The 16799-nt window shown below is 31.6% G+C and carries 19 protein-coding genes; 1 reads left to right on the forward strand and 18 read right to left on the reverse strand.

What is annotated here, in order from left to right; translation table 11 throughout:
- Positions 1–4 precede the first annotated feature (4 nt).
- The 7 genes from pyrH to IAI10_RS07205 all read right to left on the reverse strand — a co-directional run bounded on the left by pyrH (position 5) and on the right by IAI10_RS07205 (position 7176).
- Positions 5–715, reverse strand: coding sequence for a UMP kinase (pyrH, locus tag IAI10_RS07175; protein WP_315672610.1), 711 nt, complete (start codon positions 713–715; stop codon positions 5–7).
- Between the two features lie 77 nt (positions 716–792).
- Entirely contained in the window at positions 793–1716 is a 924-nt protein-coding gene (tsf, locus tag IAI10_RS07180) for a translation elongation factor Ts (RefSeq protein ID WP_315672611.1), read from the reverse strand.
- Positions 1717–1787: 71 nt separating this feature from the next.
- Complete coding sequence (rpsB, locus tag IAI10_RS07185) at positions 1788–2489, reverse strand: 30S ribosomal protein S2 (RefSeq protein WP_315672612.1); 702 nt, start codon at positions 2487–2489, stop codon at positions 1788–1790.
- Between the two features lie 157 nt (positions 2490–2646).
- Positions 2647–3420, reverse strand: a complete 774-nt coding sequence (codY, locus tag IAI10_RS07190; RefSeq protein WP_315672613.1) for a GTP-sensing pleiotropic transcriptional regulator CodY — start codon at positions 3418–3420, stop codon at positions 2647–2649.
- Positions 3421–3570: 150 nt separating this feature from the next.
- A complete protein-coding gene (topA, locus tag IAI10_RS07195; protein ID WP_315672614.1) occupies positions 3571–5646 on the reverse strand; it encodes a type I DNA topoisomerase in 2076 nt (691 codons plus the stop codon).
- Between the two features lie 58 nt (positions 5647–5704).
- Complete coding sequence (dprA, locus tag IAI10_RS07200; protein ID WP_315672615.1) at positions 5705–6775, reverse strand: DNA-processing protein DprA; 1071 nt, start codon at positions 6773–6775, stop codon at positions 5705–5707.
- Positions 6776–6816: 41 nt separating this feature from the next.
- A complete protein-coding gene (locus IAI10_RS07205; RefSeq protein ID WP_315672616.1) occupies positions 6817–7176 on the reverse strand; it encodes a YraN family protein in 360 nt (119 codons plus the stop codon).
- A gap of 234 nt (positions 7177–7410) precedes the next feature.
- On the opposite strand from IAI10_RS07205, the gene IAI10_RS07210 reads away from it, so the two are divergent.
- Positions 7411–8931: a YifB family Mg chelatase-like AAA ATPase gene (locus IAI10_RS07210; RefSeq protein ID WP_315672617.1), complete on the forward strand. Its 1521-nt coding sequence runs from the start codon at positions 7411–7413 to the stop codon at positions 8929–8931.
- Positions 8932–9042: 111 nt separating this feature from the next.
- Here IAI10_RS07210 and IAI10_RS07215 read toward each other — a convergent pair whose 3' ends face one another.
- The 11 genes from IAI10_RS07215 to ftsY form a co-directional block, all read right to left on the reverse strand.
- The gene (locus IAI10_RS07215; protein ID WP_396334355.1) at positions 9043–9843 is read right to left on the reverse strand and encodes a class I SAM-dependent methyltransferase; all 801 of its coding nucleotides are present in this window, start codon (positions 9841–9843) and stop codon (positions 9043–9045) included.
- Positions 9844–9864: 21 nt separating this feature from the next.
- Positions 9865–10680 (reverse strand): ribonuclease HII, encoded by an 816-nt coding sequence (locus IAI10_RS07220; protein WP_315672619.1) that lies wholly within the window; start codon positions 10678–10680, stop codon positions 9865–9867.
- An 18-nt stretch (positions 10681–10698) separates the two neighbouring features.
- Positions 10699–11541: a ribosome biogenesis GTPase YlqF gene (gene ylqF / locus IAI10_RS07225; protein ID WP_315672620.1), complete on the reverse strand. Its 843-nt coding sequence runs from the start codon at positions 11539–11541 to the stop codon at positions 10699–10701.
- Between the two features lie 117 nt (positions 11542–11658).
- Entirely contained in the window at positions 11659–12003 is a 345-nt protein-coding gene (gene rplS / locus IAI10_RS07230; RefSeq protein WP_315672621.1) for a 50S ribosomal protein L19, read from the reverse strand.
- Positions 12004–12190: 187 nt separating this feature from the next.
- Positions 12191–12907, reverse strand: a complete 717-nt coding sequence (trmD, locus tag IAI10_RS07235; protein WP_315672622.1) for a tRNA (guanosine(37)-N1)-methyltransferase TrmD — start codon at positions 12905–12907, stop codon at positions 12191–12193.
- Entirely contained in the window at positions 12897–13394 is a 498-nt protein-coding gene (gene rimM / locus IAI10_RS07240; protein ID WP_315672623.1) for a ribosome maturation factor RimM, read from the reverse strand. The genes trmD and rimM overlap by 11 nt, the downstream gene beginning before the upstream one ends.
- Positions 13395–13458: 64 nt before the next feature.
- Positions 13459–13686 carry a KH domain-containing protein gene (locus tag IAI10_RS07245; protein ID WP_315672624.1) on the reverse strand — a complete coding sequence of 76 codons (228 nt, stop codon included), beginning with the start codon at positions 13684–13686 and terminating at the stop codon, positions 13459–13461.
- A 49-nt stretch (positions 13687–13735) separates the two neighbouring features.
- Positions 13736–13993, reverse strand: coding sequence for a 30S ribosomal protein S16 (gene rpsP / locus IAI10_RS07250; protein WP_315672625.1), 258 nt, complete (start codon positions 13991–13993; stop codon positions 13736–13738).
- 35 nt (positions 13994–14028) lie between these two features.
- Positions 14029–15381: a signal recognition particle protein gene (gene ffh / locus IAI10_RS07255; RefSeq protein ID WP_315672626.1), complete on the reverse strand. Its 1353-nt coding sequence runs from the start codon at positions 15379–15381 to the stop codon at positions 14029–14031.
- Positions 15382–15392: 11 nt separating this feature from the next.
- Entirely contained in the window at positions 15393–15740 is a 348-nt protein-coding gene (locus IAI10_RS07260; protein WP_315672627.1) for a putative DNA-binding protein, read from the reverse strand.
- A gap of 78 nt (positions 15741–15818) precedes the next feature.
- Positions 15819–16736: a signal recognition particle-docking protein FtsY gene (gene ftsY, locus IAI10_RS07265; protein WP_315672628.1), complete on the reverse strand. Its 918-nt coding sequence runs from the start codon at positions 16734–16736 to the stop codon at positions 15819–15821.
- Positions 16737–16799 lie beyond the last annotated feature (63 nt).

Consider the following 16799-nt stretch of genomic DNA (forward strand, 5'->3'; position numbering starts at 1 on the left):
CTCCTTATTCACCGCACACTAATGTGCCTATTTTATCTCCTATAGCAGCCCTTCTTATGTTACCTGGTTCATCTAATCCAAATACTAATATTGGTATATTATTATCCATACATAAGGAAGTAGCAGTAGAATCCATAACTTGAAGTCCTTTTTCTAAAACTTCTATATATGATAGTTTATCATATTTAACTGCATCAGCATATTTATGAGGATCCTTAGTATAAACTCCGTCTACCTTTTTAGCCAAAAGAATTACTTCCGCTTCTATTTCTGCCGCTCTCAAAGCCGCTGTAGTATCCGTAGAAAAATAAGGATTTCCAGTTCCAGCTGCAAATATTACTACTCTTCCCTTTTCCAAATGTCTCATAGCTCTTCTTCTTATGTAAGGTTCTGCAACTTCTTTCATTTCTATAGCAGTTTGTACTCTTGTCATAACACCTAATGATTCTAAAGAATCCTGTAGAGCCAAAGCATTTATACATGTGGCAAGCATTCCCATATAATCTGCAGTAGTTCTATCCATTCCTTCGCCGCTTCTACCTCTCCATATATTGCCGCCACCAACTACAGCTCCAACTTCTATGCCCATGTCAACCAATTCTTTAATTTCCTGAGCTATTCTATTAGTAACATCAAAATCTATTCCAAATCCCTGTTCGCCACATAATGATTCACCGGATAATTTAAGCATTATTCTCTTATACTTTGGATTCATTTATAATACCTCCATTTACTTTTTATAGAAAAAGGATTTTTTACCTTAAAAAAGAGAACACGCAGTGTTCTCTTTTTCTATTTAACCTGCTGCATTTGTTTTTTAACTTCTTCAGCAAAGTCTTCCTCAACCTTTTCTATACCTTCGCCTCTTTCGAATCTTACAAATTTATTTATAGTTATTGAAGATCCTACTTCTTTTGATTTTTCTTGAAGATATTTCGTAATTGTGTAATCAGGGTTCTTTACCCATACTTGGTCAACTAAACAAACTTCTTTGTAGTATTTCTGTACTCTTCCTTCAACCATTTTTTCAACAATTTTTTCTGGTTTTCCTTCATTTAAGGCTTGCACTCTATAGATTTCTTTTTCCTTCTCAAGAGTTTCTGCATTAACTGAACTTCTGTCTAAGAAAAGAGGATTCGCAGCTGCTACGTGCATAGCAATATCCTTAGCTACTTCCCTTAATACATTACTTTCAGCTTCGCATGCAAGTTCAACAAGAACTCCAATTCTTCCACCGCCATGAACGTAGCTTTGAATTATTCCTCTATCAATAGATAATCTTTCAAATCTTCTAACATTCATGTTTTCGCCTAATTTTGCAATCATAGCTGTAACGGCATCTTTAATAGTTACACTGTTATCTGCTATATATTTTTCTTCTACAAATTCCTCAACAGATTTTGAAGATGTGATTGCAGCCTGATTTGAAAGATTCTTAGCAAATGCAACAAAATCCTCATTTGCTGCAACGAAGTCTGTTTCACAGTTAAATTCAACTATACCAGCACTTTTTCCATCCTCTGCCACATATGTATCAACAATACCTTCAGCAGCTACTCTTCCAGCTTTTTTAGCTGCAGCAGCAAGGCCCTTTTCTCTTAGTACTTCAACTGCCTTATCCATATCTCCATCAGCAGCAGTTAGAGCCTTCTTGCAGTCCATCATACCTGCTCCAGTTCTTTCTCTTAGTTCTTTAACAGCTTGTGCAGTAATCATTAATACTCCTCCTAAATAATAAGTTAATTTAAAAGGTAAATGGATTTTAATCCACCTACCTTAATTAAGAATTACTCAGCTAATTGTTCGCCCTGTCTTCCCTCAATGATAGCATCAGCAATTTTAGCAGTTATAAGTTTAACAGCTCTTATAGCATCATCATTACCAGGAATTACATAATCTATTTCATCAGGATCACAGTTAGTATCTACAATCGCTACAACTGGTATACCTAAAATCTTTGCTTCTGATATAGCATTTCTTTCTTTTCTTGGATCAACTACAAATAAAGCTCCTATATTATTATCTGCCATATTTTTAATTCCACCAAGGTTCTTTTCAAGATCTTCTTGTTCTTTTTTAAGCTTTATAACTTCTTTCTTAGGTAGTACTTGGAATGTACCATCCTCTTCCATTTTCTTAAGATCCTCTAGCTTATTGATTCTTGTCTTGATAGTTTTAAAGTTTGTAAGCATTCCGCCTAACCATCTGTTTTTAACATAATGCATTCCAGATCTTATAGCTTCTTCCTCTATAGCTTCTTGCGCTTGTTTCTTTGTACCTACGAAAAGCACATCCTTTCCCTCAGCAGAAACTGATTTAACAAAATCATAAGCGTTTTCAATCTTCTTTACAGTTTTCTGTAAATCGATAATATATATACCGTTTCTTTCTGTAAAGATATAAGGAGCCATCTTAGGGTTCCATCTTCTTGTTTGATGTCCAAAGTGAACACCAGCTTCTAATAACTGTTTCATTGATATAACTGACATTTTTTACCTCCTAGGTTTTACCTCCATTATCTTCATGCTTACACTGCACCATACGGCACCTCAGTATAAATTAGATAATGTGTGTATTTTTCTTACTTTCGTAGTATAACATAAGTATTATTTTCATTCAATAATTTTTTATAAAATATATCGATTTTTAATTAATTTTTTCTAGCTCGTCCATTAATTTATCATTTAATATTTTAATGTGAGTTCCCTTCATTCCTAATGATCTAGATTCTATTACTCCAGCACTTTCAAATTTTCTTAAAGCATTTACAATTACAGATCTTGTTATTCCTACCTTGTCCGCAATTTTGGAAGCAACAAGTAATCCCTCATCTCCATCTAATTCATTAAATATGTGCTCTACTGCTTCTAATTCCGAATAAGATAATGTTCCTATTGCTAACTGCACAATAGCCTTTTTTCTTGCTTCTTCTTCAATCTCATCATTTTTAGCTCTTAATATTTCAAGACCGACTATAGTTGCACTGTACTCTGCAAGTACTAAATCATCATCAGTAAAAGGTTCCCCAAATCTAGCCAAAACTAAAGTTCCTAATCTTTCTCTGTTACCAATTATAGGCACTATAGTTGAAAGCTTATTATCCACATCACATGCTTCACTATCTAGGAATACGCAGTTTTGCTTATTTAATTGATTAGCTATTGATTCATTAACTGACAATAATTCATTATTATATGAATCTGGAAATCTCATATCGCTAATAATTTTATTTTTTACAGTTTCACATTCAAATCCGCCTGAAAAGTTATATCCCAACACTTTTCCCTTTCTGCTAACTACATATACATTACATGACAATACTTCGCTTAAAAGCTTGCATATATCGTTAAATACCACGGGCTCAGTGCCTGATTTTTGCAATATCTTATTTAGTTTTCTAGTCTTTTCTAATAATGACATGCTTAATACCTCCTAATTACTTATATGTTCCCGCAAATCAATTTCGAATTGTTGAAAAATTATAAAATTTCAGAATTGTTCCGTATCACCTAAAATATAATAACATACGCCTTTTTATTTTTCAACATTATTTTTTCTTTATTGACATTGCTATTCTTTATTTGTATATTTGCATTCATTATTAGAGCAAACTAAATAATCTCCTTTAGTCTTACTATACTTTTTAACCATAATATTGCCACATTTAGGACATTTTTCATTGGTAGGCTCAAACCAACTTACAAAATCACAATTTGGATAATTAGCACATCCATAGAATTTTTTGCCCTTCTTGCTTCTTTTGCCCAGTATTTTTCCTCCGCATTTTGGACACTTTGCATCTATTTCCTCTACAATTGGTTTTGTATTTTTACACTCTGGATATCCAGGGCAAGCCAAAAATTCTCCGAATCTTCCCTGCTTTATAACCATCATTCGGCCACACTTATCACATTTTACGTCACTTACTCTATCTTCTATGGTTATTTTATTTATTTCTTTTTCTGCGTTATCTATACTAATCTTTAGTGGTTCAAAAAAATCCGAAACTATTTTTTGCCACTTCTCTCTGCCTTCTTCAACATTATCTAACTTGTTCTCCAATTCAGCTGTAAATTCTACATCAACTATTTTTTTAAAATGTTCACACATTATACTATTAACTATATTTCCAAGTTCTGTTGGAGATATAGTTTTTTTATTGCGTTCTACATATTTTCTTTCAAGTAATGTAGTTATAATAGGAGCATAAGTACTTGGCCTTCCTATACCGTTTTCTTCTAAAGTTTTAACTAAGGAAGCTTCTGTAAATCTAGCTGGAGGTTGAGTAAAATGCTGTGCACCATCTAATTTAACTTTATCTAACCTTTCCTCTTGCTCCAAATCAGGTATTTTAGTGCTTTCTTCTTCTTCTTCCATTAAATATTCATAAACTTTCATAAATCCATCAAATTTAATTTTTGAACCTGTTGCTCTAAATCCATAATCTCCATTCACTACTTCTACTGATTTCATATCTATTACGCAGGATGACATCTGACTAGCAATAAATCTATTCCATATAAGGTTATATAACTTATACTGATCCGAATTTAAACTTTCTTTTATGTCTTCTGGAGCTAACTCTACGTATGTTGGTCTAATACCCTCATGAGCATCTTGAATATTTTTCTTACTTTTGTATGTTCTGGGGGATTTAGGAACATATGCTTCTCCAAATTTTCCGTTTACATATTCGGCTGTAGTTTTTTGTGCTTCATCCGATATACGTACTGAATCTGTTCTCATATATGTAATAAGTCCCAGCATACCTTTCCCTTTTATTTCTATTCCTTCATACAATTGCTGAGCTACAGACATAGTCTTCTTGGTAGCAAAATTAAGTTTTCTGTTAGCATCTTGCTGGAGTGTACTAGTAGTAAAGGGCGGTAAAGGATTCTTATTTTTTTCGCTGCTTTTTATACTCTTAACTGCGAATTCACCAAGTTCTAACTCTTTTATTATATTATTATTTTGCTCCTCATTTAAAACTTCTATTTTCTTTCCTTTATAAGTAGTCATTTTTACATTAATTTTATCATTATTATTAATCTTTTTTAATGTACATTCAATTGTCCAATATTCCTTAGGTATAAATTTATTTATTTCATTCTCACGGTCACAAATCATCTTTAATGCTACTGACTGAACTCTTCCTGCACTTAATCCCCACTTAACCTTTCTCCAAAGTATAGGGCTTATTTCATATCCTACAAGTCTATCAAGTATTCTTCTAGCTTGCTGTGCGTCAACAAGACTTTCATTAATTTGTCTTGGCTTTTTAATAGCATTTTTTACGGCATTTTTAGTTATTTCATTAAATTCTATTCTACACAATTCTTTTTGATCTATGTTTAGTGCTTTTGCTAAATGCCAAGATATAGCCTCACCTTCTCTATCAGGGTCGGTAGCGAGATAAATTTTTTCACTTTTTTTAGCAGCTCTCTTTAATTTATCTAAAAGCTCACCTTTTCCTCTTATAGTTATATACTTTGGTGCATATTCATTTTCTATATCTACTCCAAGCTGGCTTCTAGGTAAATCTCTTATATGTCCCATAGACGCCTCTACCGTAAATGTACTTCCTAAATATTTTTTTATAGTTTTTGCCTTTGCAGGTGACTCCACAATAACTAGTTTATTTCCCATAATTATCTTCAGCAAAATGTTTACTGAAGTTACACCCCCTTATGTTAATATTTATATTCTACAAATCATTAATTCTAACATAATAGCATCCTGAAATGCATCTAATAACATTTCCAAGTTGCATTTCCAATAATAACGCATATAATAGCTTAATGTCAATATTGGTTATTCTTATTATATCATCTATATGCATTGGCGTATCAGTTAATACGCTGTATATTTTCTTCACATCTCCTTTGATTATATTATTTTTAAAATTATTATTGCCAGTTTTATTTAAATTCAAAAGTTCTAATAAGTCATCAATGCTGCAAAACGGAGCTCCTCCATCTTTCAAAATTTTATTGCACCCTATACTTTGTGTAGAAAAAATGGAACCAGGTACAGCTAAAACATCTTTTCCCATATCTAAGGCAATAGAAGCAGTTATCAAAGATCCGCTTTTTTCAGATGCTTCAACTACGACTACTGCGTCACTGAGAGCGCTTATTATCCTATTCCTTGCTGGAAAATTACCTGCATAAGGTGGAGTTTTTAAAGTAAACTCACTTATTATGCAACCTTTTTCTTTAATGCTTTCATATAAACCTCTATTTTGATATGGGTAAATAACATCGATTCCACTTCCCAAAACGGCTACAGTATTTCCTCCATTTTCTAAGCATGTTTTATGTGCAATACCATCTATTCCCTTAGCCATACCGCTTATTATATTCACACCAAGCTGAGCTAACTCTCTAGATATATATCTTGTGGCATCTATTCCATAATTTGTGCATTTTCTTGATCCAACAATCGCTACATTTTTATTAGTACTAAGCTTATCTAAATTTCCATAATAATATATTATATATGGAGGATCCATTAGCTGCTTTAACGTCATTGGATATTCTTCATCCGTGTAGCATAATAATTTAATTCCTTTTTCTTGTATTTTATCATACAATTTTTCAATTTCAATCATATTTGTATGTTGTCTCATAATTTTAAATACTTTATCTTCATACATAGCATCATTTTTCAGTAAAAATTCATAAATATTTTGTGCATTTATGTAATTTTCAATAAGTTTTTTCTTTATACTATTAGATATAGATATATTACCAAACCATAAATCATATAAATTCAATTTATCACCACTCCTTTAAATCAAAACATTCCTATTTTATATTAAAAAATGTTTTTAATATGATTAATAATAAAATTGTCGTTATCATAATTTAATACTATTTCTATTAAATCAAACTCTACATTAGTTTTAAAAAATTTATATTCATAAATATATTGCTGAGTAGTGGTAATTATATTTTGCATTTTTATTTTATTAATACATTCGCTTGGAAATCCAAATTTTAATGAATACCTGCTTTTTACTTCAAATATATGTAGCACCTTATCCTTTAAAGCTATTATGTCTATTTCTCCAAACCTAGTTCTATAATTTCTACATAATATCTTATATTCATTCTGGATTAAATAATTACAGGCTAATCCTTCTCCGTAATCACCTATAATTTTATTATTGCCCATGTTTCACCTCAAAATTTATTTTAATATTTCACCTTAGTAAGAAATATTTTATATTGAATTATAGCCATTAGACTTTAAAAATAATCATAATAATAATTTAATTTTAAAATCTAAAATTATTTTATTCGAATCACTTCATAAAAATAATTATGTTAAGAATTTATAATATTATTGATTAATTTTAAAAAAATAGTCAATTATTATAATATTTAAAGACGATAATGAGGTGTAAAAATGTCTGTAAGAATTTTAAGTTCAACTTTTAATGGTATTAATGGAATTCCTGTATTTGTAGAGGTTGATGTGAACAGAGGGTTACCTTGTTTTAATATTGTTGGGCTAGCTGATACTTCTGTCAAAGAAGCAAAAGAAAGGGTAAGATCAGCTATAATCAATTCTGGATATGAATTTCCTTTGGGGAGAATTACGGTAAATCTTTCTCCTGCTGATATTAGAAAAGAGGGATCACTTTTTGATCTTCCCATAGCCTTAGGAATATTGAGTGCAACTAACCAAGTTCGGTATAAAGAAAAATATATGATCATAGGTGAACTATCGCTAAGCGGAGATATAAACAAAATAAATGGGGCTTTGCCCATTGTAATCTCAGCTTTAGAAAAAGATTCCTATAATTTTATTATCCCTGAATCTAACGAATGTGAATGTGCCGCAGTAGAAAATGATAATATTTTTGTCTTTTCCACCCTTACTGATGTGATTAATTTCTTTAATCACGGCTGCATTCATAGCCTAAAAAAGCATAATTCATATAAAAATTATGAAGAAACATATATCGGTGATTTTGCAGATGTGAAAGGACAAAATTCCTGCAAAAGGGCCTTTGAAGTAGCCGCAGCGGGTCACCATAACATGATTATTTTTGGTCCTCCAGGATGCGGAAAATCCATGCTTTCTAAGAGATTACCATCCATATTGCCAAAGCTCACCAGAGAAGAAGCATTAGAAATAACTAAAATTTATAGTATAGCTGGATTACTAAAAGAAAATGAAGGACTTGTTAATAAACGACCATTTCGTTCTCCACATCACACTTCTTCTACGGTGTCAATAATAGGCGGAAGCTCAAAATTACTTCCTGGGGAAATAACCTTATCTCATAATGGAATATTATTTTTAGATGAATTCCCCGAATACGAAAGAAGAGTTATAGAAGCTCTACGAGAACCCTTGGAAGAGAAAAAAATTACTATTACAAGATCAGTAGGAACAGTATGCTACCCTGCAAATTTTATGCTCATATGTGCTTTAAACCCATGCCCGTGCGGCTTTTATGGCAGCGGAATCAAAGAGTGTAATTGCAGTGACTCTGAAAAAAGGAAGTATCTCTCAAAACTTTCAGGACCTTTTTTGGATAGAATTGATATATTTTCTTTTGCTCAATATCAAAAATATAAAGATATTATATGTACAAATCCAGAAGAAACATCTTCTTTAATTAGGTCACGAGTTGAATATGCTAGAGAAATACAGCAAAAAAGATTTAAAGATGATATTTTTTTATGCAATAATGATATGAATGAGAAAAGTATAAAAAAGTATTGTAAACTAACTAGCTCAGCTGAAAATATACTGGAAAAGTTCTTCAATAAATATCCATCGAGTACTCGAGCTTATATAAAAATTTTGAAACTATCAAGAACTATTTCCGATATGGAGGAAAGCAATTTAATTCATTCCAAGCATATAACTGAGGCTATAAAATATAGGCAATTTATTAATAACGAAGTAATTTAATATAACAAATAGTCTGTTGCATAATTCATAAAAGTCATAAATAATACGAAAACCATGCATAATAAATAGGGATATAACCCATCTATTTTGCATGGCTTTATTGGTATTGCACTAATAGCTATTTTTTGCAGATAGAGTAAAAGTCTTAGGTATTCCTCTATCAAAAACTTCAGAAGATAAATTTGGTTCTTCCTCTAAAGACTTTATCACAAATCCAGCACCAGCAGCTGCTGTTATTATTTCTCCAAGATTCCACCTTCGGATCAATACCCTCTGCTTTTCCTGCTTGTCATCTAGATACTTTGAAAAAGCTACATTGAGTTCCTGTAAAGTAGTATCGAAATAATCACCTGTTACTTTATGTTTTCTTGTCTTCGCAGTAGATCCTTTAGAGGAAATTAATTTTGTAGAAACTGGGTGAAAATCTCTTAATATAAAGATTCCATCATGCTTTAAAGCCAATTTTGCAATATTAAAAAACGGCTCTAAATCTAAAAAATAATGTAATATCCCCATCTCTGCAAATACTATATCATATTGCCCTTTAAGCACATCATCGTTTAACTTAAGAACATCTTCCAAGATATATTCAATTTTTACTCCTGCTTCCTTGGCTAGTTCCATGGCATATTGCCTGTTTCCATGAGAAAAATCTACTACAGTAACTTCTGCCCCTAGAAGTGCCAATGCAACAGCTTTATTACCGTTAGATCCCATGAGATTAATTATCTTTTTACCTCTCACATCTCCAAATTTGCTATATAATACTGATAAATGCTTAATGGGATCTTTTTTTATTTTTTCAACAGCTTCCTTAGGAGTCCCGAATCTTCTCACCCAAGCCTCATAATTTTCTTGATTCCAGGCATTTTCATTCTCATCTACACTTGCTTTAATATTATCTTCCTTCAAATAAATCATTCCTTTTGTTTATTACTCTTCCCCTAATATACTTTTTAAAAAAGATTTTCTATGAATTGGTGTTATTCCATATTTTTTTATTGCTTCTATATGTTCTTTAGTTCCATATCCAACATTTTTATCAAATCCATATTCAGGATACAATTTACTATATTCTTTCATAAGTTTATCCCTATATACTTTTGCTATTATGCTGGCTGCAGCTATGCTTGCACTCTTGGTATCTCCCTTTATTACAGCCACATTATTAACAGTGTACCCTCTTATAGGATAACCGTCAGTAAGTACAAGCTTAGGTGAAACACTTAACCCCTTAAAAGCTTGTATAAATATATCATTATTACAAAATGCTATACCTTTTTCATCAATACCTATATTGTCCCAAAGTGCTATATTATAACTTTCTGCACTTTCAATTATAATATCACTAAGATATTCTCGCTTATCTGCCTGAATCTTTTTAGAATCATTCAAGCCAAGAATTACTTCATCTAAATCAGAAATATCATTTTTTAAAACCACTGCTGCAGCAACAATAGGACCTGCCAATGGTCCTCTTCCAACTTCATCTATTCCTGCTATTACATCAAATTTTCCGAAACTCAAATCAAAAGAATACATTTTTTTAACTCTTTCAACTTCTTTATTATATTTATTTATACTATTATTAAGTCTTTCTCCTAGCTTATTCACATTTTTTCTTTTGTCTTCTTTTAGAAAGTTACTAATTTCTTCTACAAATATATCATCATGGAACTGCTTTTCTTTAATTCCATCAACAAACTCCTTTATTTCATTATAGCTTTTGAATTTTAAATCCTCTATCATAGAAAATAATCCCCCTATTTAAGGAAGCTCAAGGCATATTCTACCTATCTTCCCTCCTCTAAATTCATCTAATATAATATTAGATATTCTGTTATAATCTATTTTTCCTCCTGATATAACAGCACCTCTTTTAAAAGCAATTTTATCCAGATTCTCTAAAGCATCTTCGCTTAATTCATTAAGTTTATATCTCTCCATAAGATTTTTGGGATAATTTTTTTCAAGGCGTTTAATAAGCTCTAAAGCTAATTCTTCTACATCCATAATCTCATCCTTTATAGCACCTGTAAAAGCTAAGTTTAAAGCTACTTCATCATCCTCAAATTTAGGCCATAGTATCCCAGGAGTATCCAAAAGCTCCAGTCCTAACTGAGTTTTAATCCACTGCTTATTCTTTGTCACACCTGGTCTATCACCTGTTTTAGCTATATTATTTTTAGCCATTTTATTTATAAAAGAAGATTTCCCCACATTGGGTATGCCAACTACCATAGCTCTTGTAACTATATTCATGATTCCCTTATTTTTAAGTCTTTCATGCTTTTCCTTTAGTATCTCGTTTATTACAGGTTTAATATCATTCAAACCTTTGCCACTGATACAATTTACTGGTATTGCTCTAACGTCCTGGGATGTTAAGCTTTTGCACCAATCCTTTACAACCCTATCTTCACACAAATCACTTTTGTTTAGCAATATAATTCTAGGTTTTCCAGCACATATTTTATCTATTTCTGGATTAGCACTAGACCTTATTATTCTAGAGTCTCTTATTTCAATAACAATGTCCACTAATTTAAGATTAGCTATAATTTCTTTTTTAGTTTTCAGCATATGACCTGGAAACCAATTTATCTTCATTAAATATCACTCCATTTATAATCAAATATCATTATTATATCAAGATATAATAATTTCATACTTATTAACTATAACAAAAAAATGGGACTGGAAACAGTCCCATTTCATATTACCTTATTAGATTAATTCCTTAACCTTAGCAGCCTTACCTACTCTATTTCTTAAGTAGTATAACTTAGCTCTTCTAACTTTTCCTCTTCTTACAACTTCAATCTTTTCTATGCTTGGAGAATTGATTGGAAAAGTCTTTTCAGTTCCTACACCATAAGCAACTCTTCTTACAGTGAAGTTTTCTCTTATTCCGCCGTTTTGTTTCTTAAGTACTGTTCCTTCGAAAACCTGAACTCTTTCTCTCTGGCCTTCTTTTATTCTTACGTGTACTTTGATAACATCTCCTACATTAAAGCTAGGAAGATCGTTACGAATCTGTTCAGCTTCTATAGCTCTTATTAATTCATTCATTGTGCATTCCCTCCTTAATCAATTTAACGTTCATACCATGAAATACGATAGAGGAACGTTCGTACTAGCACAAACTAGATTTTAACATATTATTTTATTATTATCAACATAATATTATATTATTTTTAAACTTTTAACTATGTTTTAAATCAGTGTTGATTTTTCACTGATTTAAAACCACCTTTTATTAGTCCTCAAGGTTTTTAATAAGTTTCTTGTCCTCAGAAGTAAGATGAATTTGTTTAAACAAATCCACCCTCCTATCCCTAGTTATTATAAGAGATTTTTTTCTGCGCCATTTTCTTATATTTTCATGGTGACCTGAAAGCAAAACCTCTGGTACCTTATGTCCTTCAAAAATTGGTGGTCTTGTATATTGAGGATATTCTAAAAGCCCCTCATAAAAAGATTCATCCTTAAAACTTTCATCATTAGATAATACGCCGGGAATAAGTCTGCAAATGCTATCAACAATAGGAATACAGGCATTTTCTCCTCCTGTAAGAACAAAATCTCCAAGAGATATTTCCATATCAATATACTCATAAGCTCTTTCGTCAATTCCTTCATAATGGCCGCAAAGAAATATCAATTCACTTTCTAGACACAGATCTTTAGCTATCTCTTGATTAAAGGTTTTCCCTCTTGGCCCTAAAAAGATAACTTTTCCCTTATTATTTTCTTTTACGTGTTTTATGGTATCTACCACTGGTTGAACAGCCATTACCATTCCTGCTCCCCCTCCATAAGGGTAATCATCAACCTTTCTGTGCTTATCTAATGTAAAATCTCTAATATTTACAGCTTCTATATTAATTATCCCTTTTTCTATAGCCTTTCCCATTATACTGTGATTAAATATTTCAAACATTTCCGGAAACAATGTAAGTATACTAATCTTCATAATTCCATACCTCAACAGGCTTTATAAGAATTTCTTCCTTTTCAATGTCTATATTCAATACCACATCCGCTATAGCTGGAATTAAAATATCTTTTTCACCTTTTATCCAATACACATCGTTGCTGCCAGTGAATACAACTTCGTCCACCTTACCAATTAATTTTCCATTGGTATCTATAACCTTACAGCCAACTATATCCACTACATAATACCTTCCTTCTGGAAGTTTAGTGGCATCTTCTCTATTAACTGTAAGATAACTTGACTTCAATTCATTGGCCTGTTCCATAGTGTCTATGCCCTCAAGTTTTAATATTACCTTATCACTTTGAAGCTTAACCCATACAACCTTTCTCTCTATATCATTTACAAAAACTCTCTTTAATTTCTTGAATCTTTTTATATCATCTGTAAGTGGATATATTTTTAATTCACCTTTAACTCCATGAGTATTTATTATTTGACCAATAGTCAGTATATCTTTCATAATACACCTCATTGTTATATATATTTAGGTAAGAAAAAGAGCTAGGAATCTCCTAACTCTAATTCTATATTATTTCAACCACTACTCGCTTATTTTCTTTAATAGCAGCTGCCTTGACCACAGTTCGTATAGCTTTTGCTATTCTTCCCTGTTTGCCAATAACTTTTCCCATATCATCAGGTGCAACTTTTAGTTCAAGAATAATTGACTGCTCTCCAACTATTTCATTAACAATCACTTCATCAGGATTATCAACAATAGCTTTAGCTAAAATCTCAACTAGTTCTTTCATAAATATTTCTGCATAAAAATAACCTTATGCAGAATTCACCTCCTAATAACTATTTTGCAAGCTTTTCATTGATTCCGCTCTTATCAAATAGTCTCTTAACAACGTCGGATGGTTGAGCACCATTCTTTATCCATTTAGCAGCCTTTTCTTCATCAATTTTAACTAGAACTGGCTCAACTATTGGATTATAGTAACCTATTTCTTCTATAAATCTTCCATCTCTTGGAGATCTTGAATCTGCTACTACTATTCTATAAAATGGAGCTTTCTTAGCACCCATTCTCTTTAATCTTATTTTAACAGCCATTATAAATTCACCTCCTTCAAAGTGTACAATTAATATTACATGAAAGGTAGTTTTCCAAACAAGCCTTTTTTAGCTGATTTTTGAAACCCCTTCATTTGCTTCATCATTTTTTTCATATTATCATATAATTTCAATAACTTATTTACATCTTGTACAGTATAGCCTGATCCAGCTGCTATCCTCTTTTTTCTTGAAGGAGAAGAGCTTATGATGCTAGGGCTCAGTCTTTCTTTTTTAGTCATTGAGTGGATTATTGCTTCTGTCTTTTTAAGTTCCTTTTCTCCTTGGCTAAAATCAGCACCTTTTAATTCCTTAGAATTCATTCCCGGTACCATTTCAATAAGTTTATTTAATGGACCAAGCTTTTTCATTTGCTTCATGGCACTTAGATAATCTTCAAAGTTAAATTCTTGACTAAGCATTCTTTCTCCAAGTTCTTTAGCCTCTTTTTCATCAATATCAGCTTGAACTTTTTCAATTAAAGAAAGCACATCGCCCATACCTAATATTCTTTGAGCCATTCTATCTGGATGGAAAACTTCTATATCATTCATTTTCTCACCCATACCTACAAACTTTATAGGTTTCTGTGTCACTTCTCTTATGGATAGAGCAGCACCGCCTCTAGTGTCACCGTCCAGCTTTGTTAGTATTACACCGCTTACGTCTAATTTATCATTAAAGGTTTCAGCAACATTAACAGCATCCTGACCAGCCATGGAGTCTACCACTAATAGTATTTCATCAGGGTTAGCCACGGATTTAACATTCTGAAGTTCTTCCATAAGCTCTTCATCTATATGAAGTCTTCCTGCAGTATCTATTATAACTAAGTTATTATCATTTTTTGCAGCATGCTCTAGAGCAGCTTTTGCTATATCTACAGGATTTACCTTATCTCCCATGGAAAACACAGGAATATCAATCTGCTTTCCTATAACCTGTAATTGTTTTATAGCAGCGGGCCTATATATATCCGCTGCAACAAGCAAAGGACGCTTATTGCTTTTTCTGGATAGGAGTGCAAGCTTTCCTGTCATAGTAGTCTTACCAGCACCTTGAAGCCCTACCATCATTATTACTGTAATTCCATTATTTTTGTAATTTAATTTACTTTCACTAACTCCCATAAGATTAGTAAGTTCTTCATTAACTATTTTTATAACCTGCTGTCCCGGAGTTAAGCTTCCTAGCACTTCATTACCTAGACACTTTTCGCTAACAGTGCTTATAAATTTTTTAACAACTTTAAAGTTTACATCAGCCTCAAGTAAAGCTAGCTTTACTTCTCTCATGGCTTCTTTTATATCGCTTTCTGTAAGCTTTCCTTTACCCTTTAACTTCTTAATTGTGTCTTGCAATCTGGATGCTAAACCTTCAAAAGCCATGTCTAACCTCCCTATAATACCATATTAATTTTTTCTTTTATTTCATTAATAATATTCTTTTTTTCAAGTCTATCTTCAATCTGCTCTAGCTTATCCAGTAATTCAAAAGAACTTTTTTTTAATTTTTTAATTTCTTTAGAATTTTTTATAAGCTTTAGCTTTTCTTCGTATGCAGTGAGCTGCTTATTACATCTCTTGATAATATCATGTATTGCCTGCCTACTGGTACTTGTTATTTCACTTATCTCTGCTAAGGACAAGTTTTCGTTATAATACATGTCAAGAATATTAAATTGTTTATCTGTAAGTAACGAACCGTAAAAATCTAATAACAAAGATCCTTCTACAATATCTAACATATTATCACCACAACATAAAATATAATATCAGAGTATTTTATAGCTGTCAAGTATTTTTACTTAACAGCTATAAAATAATTAAAATAGGGCATCCACAAACATTTTAGCGTCAAACTTTTGTAAATCTTCTATTCCTTCTCCAACGCCTATAAATTGAACAGGTATATTTAATTCCTTAAAGATAGAAATCACAACTCCACCCTTAGCTGTGCCATCCAGTTTAGTAAGAATTATTCCATCAATATTACATATTTCCTTAAATTGCTTAGCTTGTATTACTGCATTTTGTCCTGTTGTAGCATCTAATACTAAAAATGTCTTCTTATTTGCTTCTAAATATTCTCTATCAATAATTCTATTAATTTTAGATAATTCATCCATAAGATTCTTTTTATTATGAAGCCTTCCTGCAGTGTCACATAAAAGTATATCTGCATTTCTAGCCTTTGCTGCCTGTATAGCATCATAAACCACTGCTGCAGGGTCTGCTCCCTCCTGCTGCTTTATTATATCTACTCCTGATCTTTTGCTCCATATATCAAGTTGTTCGATAGCACCAGCTCTAAAAGTATCCGCAGCAGCAAGTAATACTTTTTTTCCCTCACCTTTATATTTGCTTGAGAGCTTACCTATAGATGTAGTTTTTCCAACTCCATTTACACCTATTATTAAGAATACATTTTTTCCTTCTTTTATTAGCTCCTCTTCTTCATTTTTCTCTGGTGTAAGCATTTCTACTAAAACTTCTTTAAGACAGTCATTTACTAATGAAACTTCTTTTATCTTTTTTTCTTTTATCTTAGCTTTTAATCTATCAATAATTTCCATAGAAGTGTCCATACCTATATCTGCAGTTATAAGGATTTCTTCTAGCTCATCATACATATCATCATCGATTACAACAGATAATTTTAACACTTCATTCACTTTATCCGTTAGAGAGTTTTTAGTTTTAGAAAGTCCGCTTTTTAATTTATCAAATATACCACCAAACATACTTATCACCTTCCATGATTTATTTTTACTAGTAAATGTGTTGTAAGTTATTAATATAAATTT

The organism is Clostridium sp. 19966, assembly GCF_032335695.1.
Classification (GTDB): Bacteria; Bacillota; Clostridia; order Clostridiales; family Clostridiaceae; genus JACTOJ01.

Coding starts and splice junctions, on each gene's coding strand:
- ftsY (WP_315672628.1), bottom strand. CDS start 16,736: ATGTTTGGTGGTATATTTGATAAATTAAAAAGCGGACTTTCTAAAACT.
- trmD (WP_315672622.1), bottom strand. CDS start 12,907: ATGAAGATTAGTATACTTACATTGTTTCCGGAAATGTTTGAAATATTT.
- tsf (WP_315672611.1), bottom strand. CDS start 1,716: ATGATTACTGCACAAGCTGTTAAAGAACTAAGAGAAAGAACTGGAGCA.
- rimM (WP_315672623.1), bottom strand. CDS start 13,394: ATGAAAGATATACTGACTATTGGTCAAATAATAAATACTCATGGAGTT.
- rpsP (WP_315672625.1), bottom strand. CDS start 13,993: ATGGCTGTTAAAATAAGATTAAAGAGAATGGGTGCTAAGAAAGCTCCA.
- IAI10_RS07210 (WP_315672617.1), top strand. CDS start 7,411: ATGTCTGTAAGAATTTTAAGTTCAACTTTTAATGGTATTAATGGAATT.
- ffh (WP_315672626.1), bottom strand. CDS start 15,381: ATGGCTTTTGAAGGTTTAGCATCCAGATTGCAAGACACAATTAAGAAG.
- rpsB (WP_315672612.1), bottom strand. CDS start 2,489: ATGTCAGTTATATCAATGAAACAGTTATTAGAAGCTGGTGTTCACTTT.
- pyrH (WP_315672610.1), bottom strand. CDS start 715: ATGAATCCAAAGTATAAGAGAATAATGCTTAAATTATCCGGTGAATCA.
- rplS (WP_315672621.1), bottom strand. CDS start 12,003: ATGAATGAATTAATAAGAGCTATAGAAGCTGAACAGATTCGTAACGAT.
- topA (WP_315672614.1), bottom strand. CDS start 5,646: ATGGGAAATAAACTAGTTATTGTGGAGTCACCTGCAAAGGCAAAAACT.
- codY (WP_315672613.1), bottom strand. CDS start 3,420: ATGTCATTATTAGAAAAGACTAGAAAACTAAATAAGATATTGCAAAAA.
- ylqF (WP_315672620.1), bottom strand. CDS start 11,541: ATGAAGATAAATTGGTTTCCAGGTCATATGCTGAAAACTAAAAAAGAA.
- IAI10_RS07245 (WP_315672624.1), bottom strand. CDS start 13,686: ATGAAAGAACTAGTTGAGATTTTAGCTAAAGCTATTGTTGATAATCCT.
- IAI10_RS07260 (WP_315672627.1), bottom strand. CDS start 15,740: ATGTTAGATATTGTAGAAGGATCTTTGTTATTAGATTTTTACGGTTCG.
- IAI10_RS07220 (WP_315672619.1), bottom strand. CDS start 10,680: ATGATAGAGGATTTAAAATTCAAAAGCTATAATGAAATAAAGGAGTTT.
- IAI10_RS07205 (WP_315672616.1), bottom strand. CDS start 7,176: ATGGGCAATAATAAAATTATAGGTGATTACGGAGAAGGATTAGCCTGT.